The 18,437-nt window shown below is 28.4% G+C and carries 15 protein-coding genes; 7 read left to right on the forward strand and 8 right to left on the reverse strand.

Translation table 11 applies throughout. The annotated features are described in order from the left end of the window. Positions 1–64 precede the first annotated feature (64 nt). The 5 genes from recN (at position 65) to AC2GW8_RS00125 (ending at position 5,683) form a co-directional block, all read left to right on the forward strand. Positions 65–1,720: a DNA repair protein RecN gene (recN, locus tag AC2GW8_RS00105; RefSeq protein WP_440880770.1), complete on the forward strand. Its 1,656-nt coding sequence runs from the start codon at positions 65–67 to the stop codon at positions 1,718–1,720. 140 nt (positions 1,721–1,860) lie between these two features. Then, positions 1,861–2,673 carry an enoyl-ACP reductase FabI gene (locus AC2GW8_RS00110; protein WP_440880771.1) on the forward strand — a complete coding sequence of 271 codons (813 nt, stop codon included), beginning with the start codon at positions 1,861–1,863 and terminating at the stop codon, positions 2,671–2,673. A 177-nt stretch (positions 2,674–2,850) separates the two neighbouring features. Continuing rightward, positions 2,851–3,639: a DUF3050 domain-containing protein gene (locus AC2GW8_RS00115; RefSeq protein WP_440880772.1), complete on the forward strand. Its 789-nt coding sequence runs from the start codon at positions 2,851–2,853 to the stop codon at positions 3,637–3,639. A gap of 4 nt (positions 3,640–3,643) precedes the next feature. Then, the gene (locus AC2GW8_RS00120) at positions 3,644–4,660 is read left to right on the forward strand and encodes a glycosyltransferase family 2 protein (protein ID WP_440880773.1); all 1,017 of its coding nucleotides are present in this window, start codon (positions 3,644–3,646) and stop codon (positions 4,658–4,660) included. An 84-nt stretch (positions 4,661–4,744) separates the two neighbouring features. After that, positions 4,745–5,683 (forward strand): UDP-glucuronic acid decarboxylase family protein, encoded by a 939-nt coding sequence (locus AC2GW8_RS00125; RefSeq protein WP_440880774.1) that lies wholly within the window; start codon positions 4,745–4,747, stop codon positions 5,681–5,683. Positions 5,684–5,788: 105 nt separating this feature from the next. Here the strand turns inward: AC2GW8_RS00125 and AC2GW8_RS00130 are convergent, their stop codons facing one another. The 3 genes from AC2GW8_RS00130 to prfB form a co-directional block, all read right to left on the reverse strand. Beyond that, a complete protein-coding gene (locus tag AC2GW8_RS00130) occupies positions 5,789–8,611 on the reverse strand; it encodes a M16 family metallopeptidase (RefSeq protein ID WP_440880775.1) in 2,823 nt (940 codons plus the stop codon). A 297-nt stretch (positions 8,612–8,908) separates the two neighbouring features. Next, entirely contained in the window at positions 8,909–9,250 is a 342-nt protein-coding gene (gene arsC / locus AC2GW8_RS00135; RefSeq protein WP_440882225.1) for an arsenate reductase (glutaredoxin), read from the reverse strand. 38 nt (positions 9,251–9,288) lie between these two features. Further along, positions 9,289–10,389: a peptide chain release factor 2 gene (gene prfB / locus AC2GW8_RS00140; RefSeq protein WP_440880776.1), complete on the reverse strand. Its 1,101-nt coding sequence runs from the start codon at positions 10,387–10,389 to the stop codon at positions 9,289–9,291. A 1,072-nt stretch (positions 10,390–11,461) separates the two neighbouring features. Between prfB and AC2GW8_RS00145 the strand changes: the two genes are divergently transcribed. Next, positions 11,462–12,175, forward strand: a complete 714-nt coding sequence (locus tag AC2GW8_RS00145) for a DUF6090 family protein (RefSeq protein WP_440880777.1) — start codon at positions 11,462–11,464, stop codon at positions 12,173–12,175. 402 nt (positions 12,176–12,577) lie between these two features. On the opposite strand, the gene AC2GW8_RS00150 is transcribed toward AC2GW8_RS00145, so the two are convergent. Together AC2GW8_RS00150 and AC2GW8_RS00155 are read right to left on the reverse strand one after the other, a co-directional pair. Continuing rightward, positions 12,578–13,447, reverse strand: coding sequence for an RNA polymerase sigma factor (locus tag AC2GW8_RS00150; RefSeq protein ID WP_440880778.1), 870 nt, complete (start codon positions 13,445–13,447; stop codon positions 12,578–12,580). Positions 13,448–13,502: 55 nt separating this feature from the next. Then, entirely contained in the window at positions 13,503–14,252 is a 750-nt protein-coding gene (locus AC2GW8_RS00155; protein ID WP_440880779.1) for an SDR family oxidoreductase, read from the reverse strand. 599 nt (positions 14,253–14,851) lie between these two features. Between AC2GW8_RS00155 and AC2GW8_RS00160 the strand changes: the two genes are divergently transcribed. After that, positions 14,852–15,841: a hypothetical protein gene (locus tag AC2GW8_RS00160; RefSeq protein ID WP_440880780.1), complete on the forward strand. Its 990-nt coding sequence runs from the start codon at positions 14,852–14,854 to the stop codon at positions 15,839–15,841. Positions 15,842–16,108: 267 nt separating this feature from the next. On the opposite strand, the gene AC2GW8_RS00165 is transcribed toward AC2GW8_RS00160, so the two are convergent. The 3 genes from AC2GW8_RS00165 to AC2GW8_RS00175 all read right to left on the reverse strand — a co-directional run bounded on the left by AC2GW8_RS00165 (position 16,109) and on the right by AC2GW8_RS00175 (position 18,435). Continuing rightward, positions 16,109–16,765 (reverse strand): DUF8845 family protein, encoded by a 657-nt coding sequence (locus AC2GW8_RS00165; protein WP_440880781.1) that lies wholly within the window; start codon positions 16,763–16,765, stop codon positions 16,109–16,111. A gap of 6 nt (positions 16,766–16,771) precedes the next feature. Further along, positions 16,772–17,266: an RNA polymerase sigma factor gene (locus tag AC2GW8_RS00170; RefSeq protein WP_440880782.1), complete on the reverse strand. Its 495-nt coding sequence runs from the start codon at positions 17,264–17,266 to the stop codon at positions 16,772–16,774. Positions 17,267–17,427: 161 nt separating this feature from the next. Further along, positions 17,428–18,435: a formimidoylglutamase gene (locus tag AC2GW8_RS00175; protein WP_440880783.1), complete on the reverse strand. Its 1,008-nt coding sequence runs from the start codon at positions 18,433–18,435 to the stop codon at positions 17,428–17,430. Positions 18,436–18,437 lie beyond the last annotated feature (2 nt).

The following is an 18,437-nucleotide window of genomic DNA, read 5'->3' on the forward strand; positions in this document are numbered from 1 at the left end:
ATTGAATTAAGATATATTAATTCATTCAAAATTCTTACTTTTATTCTTTTCAAAGAGTTAGAACTTGCTTACACATTTATCAATACATAATTATGCGTTAATCAATTACTTATCAATTGATTTTACAAAAGGACTATCTATAATTACTGGAGAAACAGGTGCTGGTAAATCTATTCTTTTAGGTGCTTTAGGACTTGTTACGGGAAATAGAGCCGATTTGTCCTCCTTAAAAAATACAGATCAAAAGTGTGTTATAGAGGCAGAGTTTTCTTTAGATGGATATGGTCTTGCTACTCTTTTCGAAGAACTAGATGTTGATTATGATGACAATACAATAATAAGAAGAGAAATATTACCATCAGGAAAATCAAGAGCTTTTGTAAATGACACTCCAGTTCGTCTGTCTGTATTAACAACACTCAAAACGAATCTACTAGATATACATTCTCAACATCAAACACTTGAAATATCTGATGAAAGTTTCCAGTATTCTATTTTAGATGCTTTAGCAAATAATACTGCTAAAATAGCTTCTTATAAAAGGGGATTGAGAAAATATAATATCCTAAAAAAAGAGCTGAAAATTTTTCAAGAAGAAGCCAAAAAGTCTACAGAACAATATGATTATAATTTACACTTATTTAATGAACTAGAGGAGGCTTCACTCCAATTAGGAGAGCAGAAAATATTGGAAGACAAATTAGATAAGCTTAATAACATTGAAGATATTAAATTAAACTTATCAGAAAGTCTTCACATGGTAATCAATGAAGAAATAGGTTTACAAACTCAGTTAAATTCACTAGAGAACAAACTCCAAAAAATAAGTTGTTATGCTAAAGAATACGACGAATTATTTTCTAGAATATCCAGTTTAAAAATTGAGCTTGATGATGTTATTTCTGAATTGGAATCAGAAAATGAAAAAGTAGATTTCAATCCATTAGAGATAGAAGAGTTAAATGATAGGCTCCAATTAATTTATGGTTTACAAAAAAAACACGCTGTAGGTAGCATTGATGAATTATTAAAAATTCATGAAAATCTGAGTGAGAAGGTTTCTCAGGTTCAGGGAGCTAGTGATCTCATTCAAAAAAAAGAAAATGAAATTAAAGAGGTGGCAAATAAGCTTGATGAGCTAGCTAAAGTTATTATGAGCAAACGAAATAAAGTGATTAAACCTTTACAAAAAGAGTTGAAATATTTGTTAACGGAATTGGGCATGCCAAATGCGAATTTTTTAATTGAAGTAAGAGAAAGCGAAAACTATAACAGTTTTGGTAAAGATGAACTTATTTTTCTTTTTTCAGCAAATAAGGGTGGTAATTTTGGTGAGTTAAAAAAAGTAGCTTCAGGAGGTGAATTATCAAGAATAATGCTGTCGATTAAGAATATTCTTTCAAAGAACATTCAATTACCAACAATAATTTTTGATGAGATAGATACTGGTGTTTCAGGTGAAGTTTCTAATAAAATTGCAGATATTATGAAAGATATGGCAAACTATATGCAGGTAATTACAATTACACATTTACCTCAAATAGCTGCACAAGGAGAACATCATTATAAGGTTTATAAAGGAGAGAAAAATGGAGTTACAACATCAAATTTAAAACTCTTAAACCATGAAGATAGAGTTTTAGAAATAGCAGAAATGTTAAGTGGTAAAGATTATTCAAAGAGTGCAATTGTTCATGCAAAAGAATTACTTACAAAATAATAATACTACCAAAATATTGATTTTTTTAAGTAAGCTTTTGGCTACAAAAAGAAATTAGTATCCATATATAAAGAATATTATTATATCTATAAAGGTTTATATTTGCCTTTACAAATAACTAAAGAAAAGACAACGATATTATGTACAATTTATTAAAAGGAAAGAAAGGAATAATTTTTGGAGCACTAAATGAGCATTCTATAGCTTGGAAAGTTGCGGAGAGAGCTCATGAAGAAGGCGCTCAATTTGTGTTGACAAATGCTCCAATAGCAATGCGAATGGGAGAAATCAATAATTTGGCTGAGAAAACCGGATCGCAAGTGATTCCTGCAGATGCTACTTCAATTGAAGATTTATCTAATTTAGTTGAAAAGTCGATGGAAATTTTAGGAGGAAAAATAGATTTTGTTTTACATTCTATCGGGATGTCGGTAAATGTTCGTAAAGGACGTCACTATACGGATTCTAAATATGATTTCACTAATAAAGGTTTTGATGTTTCAGCTTTATCCTTCCACAAAACAATGAATGTATTATATAATAAAAAGGCAATGAATGATTGGGGAAGTATTGTGGCTTTAACCTATATGGCAGCTCAGAGGGTATTTCCAGATTACAATGATATGGCTGATAATAAAGCTTATTTAGAATCTATTGCCAGAAGTTTTGGGTATTTTTTTGGTAGAGATCATAAAGTGCGTGTAAATACAGTTTCTCAGTCTCCTACACCAACAACGGCAGGAAGTGGTGTTAAAGGTTTTGATGGATTTATATCTTATGCAGAAAAAATGTCACCTTTAGGAAATGCTACAGCTTTGGAGTGTGCAGATTACACAATATCTTTATTTTCAGACTTAACAAAGAAAGTTACTTTGCAAAACTTGTTTCATGATGGAGGTTTTTCTAACATGGGAGTAAGTGATGCTGTTATGGAGAAATTTATTGAGAAATAGATTTTTAAGTCAAAAAGTTAAATATATAAAAAAGCAAATCAGTAGATTTGCTTTTTTATTTGAATGTATCTAAATAACGATAAAAAATTATGAACTAACTATTTTTCAGATATACTTGAGAGAATATAACTTATTTTTATGTGTATTTTCAAAAAATAATTATTAGAAGATTGATTAATGAGTAAAATTACATTATTAGAAAAGAAATTATCGACTTTAAGAGTTCAGTTAAAAGAACATCATTTGTATAAATCGTTGAATGATATTGAAGATGTACGTCTGTTTATGCAAGAACATGTTTTTGCAGTATGGGATTTTATGTCACTTTTAAAGGCTTTACAACAAGCATTAACCTGTACAACTTTACCTTGGATACCAGTTGTTAACCCTAAAACAGCAAGGTTTATAAATGAGATTGTTTTGGGTGAAGAAACAGATTTAAATGAATTGAATGAGCCAAAGAGTCATTTTGAAATGTATTTAGATGCAATGTTTCAAACAGGTGCAAATACAAAACAAATAGCCTCATTTATATCTAATTTAATAGACTCTGGTGAAATTGAGTCTTCGATGAAATATTTAAATATAGAAAAAGAAACTAAAGAATTTGTTTCGTTTACTTTCGAAGTCGTTGAAACTAAGCAACCACATATAATAGCAGCATGTTTTACTTTTGGAAGAGAAGATTTAATTCCAGATATGTTTCTTGAAATAGTAAAAAATACAGAAAAGAAATATGATGTTGATTACAGCAAATTAACTTATTATTTGAATAGACATATCGAATTAGATGGAGATGAACACGGGCCTTTATCCCTTCAAATGATAGAAGAGTTATGTGGTAATGATGAGCAGAAATGGGATGATGTTTTTTATTATGCAAAAGTATCTTTAGAAAAGCGAATAAATCTATGGGATGGGATAGAGCGAAAATTGCTAATTCGAAAAAAAGCAACCTTAAATTAGAAGAATGAAATTATCGTTATCTATTATAGTACCGGTTTATAATAGACCAAAAGAAATAGATGAATTATTAGAAAGCTTAACAAAACAAACTTACAAAGGCGATTATGAGGTTATAATTGTAGAAGATGGATCTCAAAACACTTCGGAAAAGATAACTCAAAAATACAAAGATTTAAATGTAAAATATTTATATAAACCTAATACTGGTCCCGGAGATTCAAGAAACTTTGGAATGAGAAAAGCTTCTGGTAATTATTTTATTATTTTAGATTCAGATGTTATTTTACCAAACAATTATTTAGAAACGTTAGAAACCTTTCTTAATGAATCTTATGTAGATTGTTTTGGAGGATCTGATGCGGCTCACGAAAATTTTACAACACTTCAAAAAGCAATTAATTATGTGATGACTTCTTTTTTTACAACTGGAGGCATTAGAGGTGGAAGAAACAGAGTTCAAAAATTTGAACCTCGAAGTTTCAATATGGGTATTTCAAAAGATGCTTTTGTAAAAACGAATGGTTTTTCCAGAATTCATCCAGGAGAGGATCCAGATTTATCAAGGAGAATAGAGAAAGCGGGGTTTAAAACTGCATTTTTGCCCGAAGCTCATGTTTTTCACAAAAGAAGAATCTCTTGGGATAAGTTTTATACTCAGGTAAAAAAGTTCGGAACGGTTAGACCAATTTTATCTAGTTGGCATCCGAAAACAAAGAAACTTACTTTTTGGTTCCCTACAATGTTTGTGTTTTTTACTTTAGGTTCGGTATTAGCGACTTTTGTGGTAAAAAATATTTGGTTTATTGTACCATTGTTATCTTATTTACTTGTTTTACTTATTCATTCTACATTATTAAATAAGAGTTTAAAAGTGGGGTTTTGGTCCATATATGCGGTTTTTATTCAATTTTTTGGTTATGGTATAGCTTTTTTAAAATCTACTTTTTATATACGTATATTAAAAAGAGATCCTGAAAAGCAATTTCCTCATTATTTTTTTAAAAAAAATGAAGCCACCTAATCTTATTTACTTTATGAGATATTTAAATAGGGATAATTGATAGATTCCAATGAAGTTCTTATTTTTGGTAAAAATAATTCTAAGTTGAAAAAAATATTAGTTACTGGTGGAGCTGGTTTTATTGGTTCGCACCTTTGTGAAAGGCTATTAAATGAAGGAAATGAGGTAATATGTTTGGATAACTATTTTACAGGTAGTAAGAAAAATATTTTACATTTGATGAATAACCCATTTTTTGAATTAGTTCGTCATGATGTTACTGAGCCCTATTACGCTGAGGTAGATGATATATATAACTTAGCTTGTCCAGCATCACCAATACATTATCAACATGATCCTATAAAAACAATTAAGACCTCTGTTGTTGGTGCAACTAATATGTTAGGTTTGGCAAAGAGAGTAAATGCAAAAATTTTACAAGCATCTACAAGTGAGGTTTATGGAGACCCAAAGGTTCATCCACAACCTGAAAGTTATTGGGGACATGTAAACCCAATAGGGTTGCGGTCATGTTATGATGAAGGTAAACGATGTGCTGAATCACTTTTTATAAATTATCATAAACAAAATAATGTTCGTATTAAAATTATTAGAATTTTTAATACCTATGGAACAAGAATGAATACTAATGACGGTAGAGTTATTTCAAATTTTATTGTTCAAGCTTTAAAAGGAGAAGATATAACAATCTACGGTGATGGATCTCAGACAAGAAGTTTCCAGTATGTAGATGATTTAATAGAAGGAATGATTCGAATGATGAATACACCTGAAAATGTAATTGGACCACTGAATATTGGAAATCCTTTGGAATTTTCAATTGCGCAATTGGCTAATGAAATTATTCGATTAACAAATTCATCTTCTAAGATTATTTATAAACCTCTACCTGAAGATGATCCAATGCAGCGTAAACCTGATATTACATTGGCACAAAAAATATTAAACGATTGGAAACCTGTGGTAGGTTTAGAAGAAGGATTAAATAAGGTAATTACTTATTTTTATAAGGTTATGAAATAAACGTGTTTGATTAACTGTATTTGAAAATTTTTAGTATTTATTGTTAATACTTAAATAAAATAACAAAACCGTCTAAAAAGAAATTTAGACGGTTTTTAATTTATTTTATTGCTCAGGATTTAATATTCCAAGTATATAGCCGTTTGCTAGATATTTTTTCGCTACCTTTTGTAGATCTTTAATTGTTAAAGAATTCACACGATCTTCAAACGTAAACGGATCTGATTTATCATTATTCAAATAATCAATATTTTTCAAAGTTGATAACCAAAAACGATTCTTTTTTAAGTTCTCTTTATGATCGTTAATTATTCCTTTTTGTGCCTTTATTAAATCTTCGGCAGTGGGACCATTTTTTACAATATCCGCTACTTGATTAACAGATATTGTTTTTAATTTTACCACATTTTCAGGAGCGCAAGGAAAAGAAATTGTCATATTATATTTTCCATAAGGTAATTTTGATATTCGTCCACGAGTTCTAGAAGAATATACACCACCTTCTTTTTCGCGAAGTTTTTCCGTTAATTTAATACCAATTACATCTCCTAAGAGCATAAAAGCTAAGGCTTCTTTTTCGTTATATTTTGTTTCTCCTTGGTAGATAATTTTAACATTACTTTTAGGGTCTTTACCTTTTTCAAAAGTTTTCGAGTGAGTTCCAGAAATGGGTCTAAAATCATGAATTTTATATGTTTCGTTTGAGTTTTTACCAGGTAAACTAGCTAAGTACTTTTCTGAAAATTCTTTGATTTGTTTTTCATCAATGTTTCCTACAAAGTAAAAGTTGAAATCTCCTGCGTCGGCGAAACGCTCTAGGTATTTCGTATAAGCAAGATTATAATCTGCTTGTTCATATGCTTCTGGAGAAGGAAATCCAGAATATCTTGAATTTCCATTGTTCATAAACTCACCCATTTCTTTTTGAAAATAAAAATTCGGGTTAGCCATTAAGTTCCCTAAGAAACTTTTTTGCTTATTAATATATGATTTAAAAGCTTTTTCATCTTTATTTAAAGCGGTAAAGTATAAATATACCATTTGGAATAATTCTTCAGTATATTTTGGAGTAACCATTCCTCGGAAGCCTTCACTTAATTCACTTATGTAAGGACTAACATTTACAATTTTACCAGACATCATTTTAGATAAATCATTTTTAGAATAAGTATTGATTCCCGTTTCAAAAAGCCCTCGATTGGCAAAAGTAGTTGCTTTTAAATCCTTGTCGGAATATAAAGAAGTACCCCCAAAGCTAAATGCTTCAAATAAAATTTCATCATTTTTAAAATTAGTTTTTTTGTAAATTACCTTAGCACCGTTACTTAGAGTCAATGTTGTTATTCCTAATTTATTATTTTTCTCAGTTGAAATAATAGAACCTGAAGTAATGGGGTTTGTTATTAAGTTGGAAGCTATAACTTTATCTTCATATGGTTTAAGGTCCTTTGTTTTAACATCATTTAATGCTTTTGTAACCTGACCTTTGGTAACAACTTTTTCTGGGCCTGTAATAACAACAACTCTATTGTCATCATGCAGGTAATTATTGATTAACTTGTTAACCTCATCAATTTTAATAGTGGGTAATAACCCCATTTGAATTTCATATTCCCAATCAATTCCTGGTATTGGTTCTTGTTCTAGGAAGTTATTGATGTATTCATTAACGATTCGTTTTGATTCTCTTTTATCCTTATCTTTAAAAGCCTTTTCGATGTTAGCTATAATGTTCTTTTTTGCTCTTTGAAGTTCACCTAACTGAAATCCGTATCGTTTTACTCGTTCATTCTCATCCAATAGTGTTATTAGGCCTTTTAACTGTCCATCGGCGCTAGTTCCAGCAATTGATTGATATGCATTTTTACCGCGTGCCCATGTTCGTCCGTGAAAGCTAAAACCATAAATAAAAGGAGGATTCTCACTATTTCTCAGCTCATCAAATCTATTGTTTATCATTTGACTAAATAGAGACTTTATAAGAGATTTTCTATAGTCTTCCATAGTTATCATAGGAGCAGCTTTATCATAATCTTTATACATTATCTGCACTCTTGAAAAAGGAGCTTCTTTGTCGGATTCAATTCCAATAAAGGTTTCTTTATGATTTTTCAGAGGAGAAACCTCTCTTTTTTTGGGGTTCTTTGGCATTGTTATTTGTCCAAAATGCTCTTTTACCTTTTGTTCTAGGGTAGCAACGTCAACATCTCCAACGGCAACAACAGCCATTAAATCTGGGCGATACCAGTCTTTGTAAAATCTTCTTAAGCTTTCATGTTTAAAGGTTTTAATATTTTCTTCAGTACCAATAGGAAGACGGTCGGCATATTTAGAACCATACATAACAATGGGTAAATACTTTTCACGCATTCTACTATCTGCACCCCTTCTTGAACGATATTCTTCTAAAATAACACCACGTTCTTCATCTATATCTTTTCCAGTTAACAGGGCACCATGTGCCCAATCTTCAATAATTTGGAAGCCTTTTTCTAATTTAGCCTTTTCATCACTTGGAATTGGCAAAATATAAACAGTTTCATCAAAGCTAGTATAAGCGTTTAAATGAGCACCAAATTTGACTCCTATTGACTGCAAATAATCTATTAAATCATTTTTTTTAAAGTTTTTGGTTCCGTTAAAGGCCATATGTTCCATAAAATGAGCCAAACCTAACTGATCTTCATCTTCTAAAATAGACCCAGCATTCACAATTAAACGAAGTTCAACTTTATTTTTTGGTTTCGAATTTTGTTTGATGTAATAGGTGAGTCCGTTCGATAACTTACCAATTTTTAGACTTGGGTCAACAGGTATTTTGATTGCAGTAAGTTTATTTTTTATTAAAGCGTTTGATTTTAGTTTCTGCGAATGTGACTTTAGTATAACAAAAACAATCAAAGAAATGATGAAAAACAGTTTCTTCATAGTGTTAAGTATTTGATTTATAGCGCAATTTACAAACACTATTTTTTACAACTAATTTTTTAGTTATAAAAAACTGTTAAAAAAAGTAGTATGTTTATTCAACTATTCAATCCTTTTTAGAAAATAACATTAATTACTTTATTATTTCTTCGGATTTAATGCACTTAAGATATGGTAATTTTTTTAGTAATGACCTTTATTATAGACTTGACGAAATGTCTTTGCTTGAATAAAATGAATGAAGCTACAATGTCTTTGATTAAGTCTTACATTTGAAAAAATCAAACGGAGAGTTTTCTATAATACTGTAGAAATTTTTTCAGGAGGTCTTCCAATAACAGCTTTATTTCCGTTAATTACGATTGGTCGTTCAATTAATTTAGGGTTTTCTACCATTGCAGTTATAATTTCATTTTCTGAAAGTTTCTTACCTTTAAAATTCTCTTTCCATATTTTTTCATTTTTTCTTACTAATTCAATAGGGGAGATATTAAGTAAATTGATAATTTCCGTTAGTTCTCTGAATGATGGAGGGGTATCTAAATATTTAATTATCTTGAATTCTTTTCCAGAATCTTCAAGAATGGCAACTCCTGAACGGGATTTACTACATCTATTGTTGTGATATATTTTTATCATGATAATATTTTTTCTACTATAACTCTTCAAAAAGAGGATTACGAATCTTGTTCTCTTTGCCCCATAGCCATTAGGTAAGATTTCAAAAATGGATTAATTTCTCCATTCATAATGGCATCAACATTACCTGTTTCGTGGGCTGTTCTTACATCTTTTACCAGCTTATATGGATGCATTACATAGTTTCGTATTTGACTACCCCACTCGTTTTTAAGTTTATTTGCTTCAATATCAGCACGTGCAGCTAACCTTTTTTGTAGTTCAATTTCATATAGTTGTGATTTAAGCATCTGCATTGCTGTGGCTCTATTGTCATGTTGAGAACGAGATGTAGAACATTGAATTTGAATTCCGGTAGGCTTATGGTGAAGTTGAACTTTTGTTTCTACCTTATTAACATTTTGTCCACCAGCACCACTTGACCTTGCAGTAGTTATTTCGATATCTGACGGATTAATTTCTATTTCTATTGAATTATCAGCTACAGGATATACATATACTGACGAAAAAGAAGTATGTCGTTTTGCATTACTGTCAAATGGAGATATTCTGACTAATCGATGAACACCATTTTCTCCTTTTAACCACCCAAAAGCATAATCTCCTTCCAGTTCAAGAGTTACTGTTTTAATTCCTGCAACATCTCCTTCTTGATAGTTTAATGTTTTTATTTTATATCCTTGTTTTTCAGCCCACATGGTATACATGCGCATAAGCATTTCAGTCCAATCACAACTTTCAGTCCCTCCAGCTCCTGCAGTAATTTGTATAACGGCACTCAAATTATCTCCTTCCTCAGAAAGCATATTTCTAAACTCTATATTTTCAAGAGTATTAATTGTTTTGCTGTGATAACTCACCAATTCTTCTTCTTCAATATCTCCTTCTTTATAAAAATCAAACAATACTTGAAGATCTTCGTTAAGAGCTACAATAGCATTATAGTCTTCAACCCATTTTTTCTTTAAACGAAGTGACTTCATCAATATTTCAGCTTCTTTTGGTTGGTTCCAAAAATCGGGATCTGCAGTTTTTTCCTCTTCATTAGAAATTTCAACCAATTTTTTCTCGATGTCTAAATAACCTCTAAGTTTTTCAACTCTTATAGAAATATCTTTTAATTGTTCTTGTGTAATCATAATTGAAGCAAAAATAAGTTAAAATTTAAGATTGAGTAGCGTATAGATTTAAATAACTAATACTATTTTATAACTTTAAGTAAAACTAATAAGTTTAATCGAGATAAGTCTACTTAGTGATGTGGTAGATAAATCAATAAAGAAAGCTTGTTAGATATTTGGAATGTTATAGGTTTTATTTTTTTTAATAAAAGAAATCAAATACATTAACTAGAAGTATATAATTCGGAATAGATTGTTTTTTATTAACGAACTCACATTAGTCATTTTTAAGTAAAAGGAGTTACTTTTTGTTCAGGTATTTTATGAAAACGATAGATTATTTAATAGGCATCAGAATAAAAGAGAATCACTTTAATAAAATTTTAAAAAAAATATGTACTGCATAATAATTAAATAAACGATGAAGTTATTTTTTTTAAGTTTCTTTATTATAGTGCTTTAACTTGGTTTTAGAATGTATTTAGGTTTAAAAATAAAGTTATATTTGTAGAAGAAGAATATATAATTGTTTATTTTATCAAGTCTTCTTTTAATTTACAAAATAAGACACTGAGAATTGAAAATATATGACAAATGCTCACTTGATATTTCAAATTTAAATTAAAGAGAGAGTAAAATATTACTTTGTCGATTTTAACTCAATGTATTGAATATTTTGAGTAGAAATGCTAAAATAACATTATGAAAATGAACAGATTGTTGCATTTTGTAGTCGAAATGTAAATGGTGTTTGAGTCATTTTTATGAATTCTACCGAATTGATTTTATAATGTTAACCTGAGATTTGAAATTTAATTTAGAGAGTTTATTCTTCTAAAATTTGTATTAATTAAAATAGGAGTTGTATCAACAAAAAATGAATAGAGAAAACGAAGACTTCGTGCTTATCAGAAGTAGGATGTTATAAAAATAAAGACACATAAAAGTGACAACTGAGCTATTCCCATAACTTAAATAATTTATTTGGCATAAAGTAGTTTACAGGTTACATGATTAGGAATAGAAAGAATGTGTGTAACATTATCTACCGTTATATTTTAAGATATAATACATTAAATATTAGTTAGTATTGAAAAAAAAGGTAAAAAAAATAATATTAAACAATTGGGGAAAATTTGGATTTGAATTTTTTTTAATATTTATTGCTGTTATAGCTGCATTTTCTTTAAATAATTGGAATGAAAATAGAAAATCTGATAATTCTGAAAATAAAATTCTTATTGAAATTTTTAATGGCTTAGAAAAAGACCTTGAAGATATAAAACAAAATAAGCTTGGTCACAAATACGGAATTTCAGCTTGTAACTATTTTAGGAAAGCTTTATATGATAAAAGTTTGAGTCAAGATTCTTTAAAAATTTATTATAATGCAATAACAAGAGATTTTATATCAATTCAAAATACTGCTGCATACGAGACTTTAAAGTCAAGAGGATTGGAGTTAATAAAAAATGATAGCTTAAGATTTAAAATAATTACGTTGTATGAGTTTGATTATCAAATATTAAGAAAATTAGAGGAAGAGTATTCTGAAATGCAATTTCATGAAAACTATTTTAAAGAAATAAACAAGAGTTTAGCACCAAATTTTAACTTTAATGATGAATATATAATTACAGGAATTAAATTACCCTTAAAAATTTCTAATAGAAATAAAAAAATATTTCTATTGTATTTGGTAAAAATACAAGGAAATAGAAGTTATATCATGAGTTACTATAATCAAATTGAAAAAAAGGTTTTTGAAGTTAAAGAGGAGATAAAAAAAGAAATAAAACGTTAGCTAATACTTATTACTATTAAACTAAAATAGTGTGTTGGACAAACATATACAAAATAAATAAACTTAATATGTTAAGTATTTTATATTTTTTTAGGTTAATTATAATAAGAGTATAAGTTGTGTAACAGTTACAAAAACAAAGTTTAGTTACTGTTTTATAAAATTTTAATTGAAATAGTCGAATTAATAAAAATAGAAGAATAAGAACCAAAATGAACAATTCTAAGCATAATAATATATAATTACAATTGGGGGGAATAAGATTATGTTTAAAACCATTTGAAATTATAAATGTTAGTTTTAAATCTAAAATAATAGCTCATTTAGTCAACCTGTAACTTTTACTATACTAGTCATTATAGCATATTAAAATGATGTTTTTAAGCGTTTTTAATGGTTTTTTTATAAGTTTAAAATAGATTTTATTAAGTCGTTATTCAGAATTTCATCAACTATTTTTGATGCTTGAATAGGTCTTTGTATAGGGTGACTTTGAAATACTTTTTTATTTAATTCATCTACAGTATTAGAGAATGCCATAGCTTTATTTTTTGAAAGTTCACTTATTCTAGATTTGTATCTGGTATTAAAATTTAAATTTTCAGGATCTACTTTTCCTTCCTTTATATAACCTCTTGTTTTCTTTGAACATCGACATGGATTATTAAGATTAACCAATCCACATTTTTTGTTCATCCAGTTATATAACTCTTTACGAGCTCTCATTAATTTAATTCTAAAATTACCTGGTGTAATCTCCAAAATCTCTGCACCAAGATTATGATTAATTTCAAACATTTCACCTAAAATATAAATCATACGTTGTTCTTTTGATAAACAAAGTAACATACCTGAAGTACAATTAATTCTAATCTCTTCTATTGTATCCTTTAATTCTTCTTCTTCTTGGTCATTTAAATCATGAGAAGGAATGGCATCAATAGAATTAAAATAATTCTCAAAACTAATTAACTTTAATTTAGAGTTTTTCTTTTTACTGTTAATAAAATGATTAATACTAATACGGTATAACCAAGTTGTAAATTTACTATTACCATTAAATTTAGATAACGCCGTAATAACTTTTATAAAGACTTCTTGTGTTAAATCTTCAGCATCTTGTATATTCCCAACCATTTTAAGGGCTAGATTATATACAAAAAGTTGATGACGAATAATTAAACTATTCAATGCTTCTTTATCTCCATTTATAGCTAATTTTACCAATTTAGTATCGTCGTAGTCTTTATAATTATTAGAAAAAATATTCATATTTTTTTATAAAAAGCCTTATTTTAAATTGTTAAAATAAGGCTTAGAATCTTAACTATATAGAGTTAATTCCTCCATGTACTGCAATTTCTTCACCAATGATATAAGAAGAATCATATGAAGCTAAAAATAATACAGCTTTTGCTACTTCCTCCGGAGTACCAAAACGCTTTAATGCTGTTTGAGCAGTAATTGCTTCTGTTGCTCCTGCAAGAACATCTTCTGGTAAACCAATTTTTTCCCAAAAAGGTGTTCCAATTGGTCCTGGACTAACTGCATTAACACGTATTCCTTGACTGGCAAGTTCTGCAGAAGAAACACGAACTAATGATCTCAATGCTGCTTTACTAGCACTTAACAAACTACTTCCACTAAAACCAGTTTCATTTAAATAAGATGTAGTTATAATTACAGAAGCATTTTTATTTAAACTTTTAATTCCTTTTTGTAATGTAAAATATGATCCTTTAAAATTGACATTCATCATGTCATCAAATAATGCTTCATTAGTATCTGCTACAGGAGCTAATTTTCCTTTTCCTACATTAATGAATAAACAATCAACACCACCAAATTTAGATTTAGTTTCTGAAAATAATCTTTCTAAATCAGAATGATTTGTAACGTCACCTTTTACTGCGTGACTATTATCTCCTAATTCTTTTAGAGCTGAATTTAGTGCTTTCTGTCCTCTGCTAAAAAGAACTACTTTTGCACCATTATTTATAAATTCTTGTGCGGTTGCTAAGCCAATACCACTTGTTCCTCCAGTAATAACAGCAACTTTACCTTCTAATTTTTCCATTGTTTTTGTTTTTTTAATAAATCAAGCATAATATTATCGTTATATGTCTAATTTAGACAAGAGGAAAATGATGGTGTTACAAAACTAAAGCAATAAATAAACTAATCAGGTTAATATATAGGAGTCAAATGTTAATTATTCATATTCTATTCGTGATGTTCATTGCAGATTTCATATTCAAACAAGCCATCATAAAGCATTTTTCACCAATTTTTTATCATAAAAAATTAAAGAATAAATAATCATTTTAATAAACTCTAATTCAAAATGTAAGTTAAGCCTAATTGATGTATAGAAGTTAATAAACATATCTATTGAGTTTCTCCTACCTATGTAAGTTTTACTTAAATGCTAGGCTGTTAAAACTTTCTTCCTTTATGAAAGAGCTATGTTAACAGTAAAATCGCTGTTGCAGATATTGTAAATCAATTGTTTTTACTTTGGATTCTTTATAATTGACTAACATAATCTTATTAAGAATTATATTTTTAATTTACTGAAACTTTAATAAGGAAAACCGTACTTCCTGCTAGGTAAATAAAAATATATTTGTTAACTAAGTATAAGTATTAATATACACAGTTAAGCATTGATAAAAAATGAACGATGAAATAATAGAAGTTCCACAACATCTTAGTTTTGAAAAAACAATTGATTTCATAAACAGTTTTGCTAGCATTAGAAAAGAAAGTAATTACATTTTTGATTTTAATAAAACAAAAATAATTGATCCCTTTTCTTTATTATTTGTAAGCCAAGAATTAGAGATATTTAAAAAAAACAATTTTTCATCTACTTTTCATGCTAGAAATTTTTCACATTTAACATACCCTGCCCATATGGGTTTTTTTAAATCTTTTGGTTTAGATTTTGGTAATGAACCTGGCGAGGCAAAAGGTTCAGATACTTATTGTCCTATTCAAGTTTTAAAAGTTCAAGATATAAAAAAAGAGGCAAAAGATTCGTATGTTAATCCTGGAGTTGTATTAGATAATTATGCCGAAGGGATAAGTAATATACTTACGCAAAATAAAAGTAATATTGTTACCAATGTTTTAAGATATTCTATGAGGGAAATATTAAGAAATATTACTGAGCACAGTCGAAGTGAAAAGTTTAGTTTTTGTGCTCAGTATTTACCTACCAAAGAGAAGGTTACTTTCGCTGTGTTGGATAATGGTATAGGCCTCAAGAAGTCACTTTCTGATAACCCTAAATTGTCGTTAGAAAATAATTTAGAAGCTTTATTATGGGGTATTAAACCAGGTGTATCAGGAAAAGTTTATCCAGGACAGAAAAGAAAACCAAAAGGAGAATGGGCTAATTCTGGTTATGGGCTCTATATGACAAGTGAAATTTGTAAAAAAGGAGGTTCATTTTTTATTTCTAGTGGAAATAAAGGAATTCTATTAACACATAAAGAACAAAGGGAATTTGATATTGAAACACATGGAACAGCTGTATGTTTAGATATTGATCTAAGTTCTATTTATGAGCTAGATACAATGTTAAAAGAATTGGGAGATAATATTCCCAAAAATGTTTTTCTTTTACCTTCCAAGTCTACGATGGATAAGAATACTAAATAAATAAAAGATTAAAAACTATAATTAATTAGTAAAGGTCGGAATAATAAATAAACAATATATTACAATCTCACTTATTTATGATAAAATGAAGAGTCATTTTTTTATTAAATATCATAATTTATATTTTGAAAAAAAATATTGATATCTGTAATGTGAGAAAGTATATTAAAAAGGGGGTATGGTTCGATTATTTCGATATTAGAGAAACTAAAAAATAGTCAAAGAAGATGAAAGCGCATATTGGTTCAATTAAAAAGAAGTTTTAACTTATTCAATATTCTCTAATTTAATGAGTTCTTTATAATTTTTATTTAATTTACTCAATAATCTACCATAGATAAGTCTATAGAAGCCCCAAAGCAACAAAAACATAATAAATATTGTAACACAAAGAATAACCAATAGTAAATTTAAAAAAGCATCCTTGTTTAAGGGAACTTCCATACCTTGTGATTTATAGTATTCTAATAATAAATCTGTATTAATGAAAAATAAAAATAGTATGACAATGTTAGAGGTAATGGCAAATATTATATTAAAATATACATAATAATTTACTATTTTTCTGGTAATCAGAATTTTTTGTATGAGAGTTCTAGTATTATCTGAAATAGAAATTGATTTATAGTTTTTGTAAAACAGAATTAAAAATATAATTATTATTATATAATGGATATAAACACTAGAGTAAATAAAAGTGTTAAGATGAAGAGCCTCATAGACCTTCATATGAGAGTTTCCTATAAAATAAAAATTTAAGCTAGTCCAAAATAAAAGCTCCAGAATACCAATTATAAAAATCCATTTAACAATAGAAGAAGATTTTGATTTTGACATTTTATAGATATCAGCTTTAGAAACTTTATTTGTTTCTTCACTTTGTTGGTCAATCCAAGCTTTTTTATATTTATCTAATGAGTCCATTTAGTGTTAAGGGGTCAATATTTTTTTTAATTTATCTTTTGCTCTGTTCATTTTAACTCTAGCATTTCCCTCACTTATACCCAGAGTATTTGAAATTTCTTTGTAAGGCTTGTCTTCTAGATATAAAAATATCAAGGCCTTATCGATATCGTTTAATTTATGAATAGCCTTATATAACTGTTTCAACTGTTCTTCTTCTGTATCATCGTAATCTTGAGATTGTATCTTATAGTCAATTTCACTTATATCTTGTGTTTGAATACTTCTTGTAGATTTTCTATACAAAGAAATAGCAGTATTTAAAGCAACTCTATACATCCAAGTACTAAATTTAGAATCTCCTCTAAACTTATTGTAATTTTTCCAAAGTTGGATAGTTATTTCCTGAAATAAATCATTGTGCGCATCTAAGTTCGTTGTATAAATTCTACAAATTTTATGCACAATATTCTGATTTTTTTCAAAATCAGATAAAAATTTATTTTCAAGTTCAGACTCCAACTAAATTATTTGTGTTAGATTATTATGAGCCTTTCAAAAATAAAAAAAGTTACAATAATTTTCAATTTTATTTTTCGAAGGTGAGTTAAAGGCAAATATTAAATTTTACAAAAGTATTATTTTCATCATTGTAGAGGTTTAACTTGTTTGTATGTATTTTTTTATGAATTTTTTGCCTTTATGAAATCAGAAATCAGATAGCTTATGAATTTTCCTACTTGAATTGTTGCTATGGGATCTTTTTTAATCGAAGGAGCCCCTTCACAGATATGTATGTAGGAAGCTTTATTAATTTTGGCAAAATTATAGGTGAATTGACGGACTTGTTGAGGTGTAAAGCCACTTGGCGTCATAGCGCTACTAGGAAAATATTGAATGCAATCTAGGTCAATTTCTATTCCAAAGTAATTATCCTTTATAAAATTTGATGCGCGTTGTAGCTCATTCTTCATATTCGTTACTTGATATACCTCTAATTCTTCAAAAGTATTGTATTCGAGATTCATATTACTATGAATTTTCTCAAAGATATACTGAGGAGTATAGCTTTCATGTAGGCCAAACATAAAGTATTTATTTAAAAAACCTTCTTTAAGAGCATATGAAAATCCATTCCCGCTGTGGCGTTCCTCTAAACGTCTTAGATCGGTATGTGCATCTAAATTGATAACATTTATGGAGCTTTTTTTTGCTAAGGAAAGACCTTTAATATTTCCATAAGCATTGTTATGCCCCCCTCCAATAATAATGGGGATTTTTTTGTGTTTCACTATAAGGGCTACTAGCTCCGAAACTTCTTGATCAATTTTTTTTAGTAACTCATCTCCTTTTTTACGGTCTGATGAGTCAAAATTGATAACATCGTCAAAGTGATCTAAATAACCAAGGACAAGAATATCTTCGCCTTTTATAAACTGATTTTGCTGCGTATTTAAAAAAGCTTTGATGCTCGGAATAAAACTTGTATGGGCTCCTCCATTACCACCGTTCATTTTAACTCCAATATCTTCAGGAATACCAAAAATAATGAAAGTAGCCTTAGATTTTTTAAGTTCTTCGTCAAGCGAATAATTGTTATTAATAGTAGAAACACATTCACCAAGTTTTATTTCTCCTTTACGAGCATTGGTGAAATCGTTAATATGTTTTTGATTAAATAAAGTAAGCATAA

Source organism: Tenacibaculum profundi, from assembly GCF_057162725.1.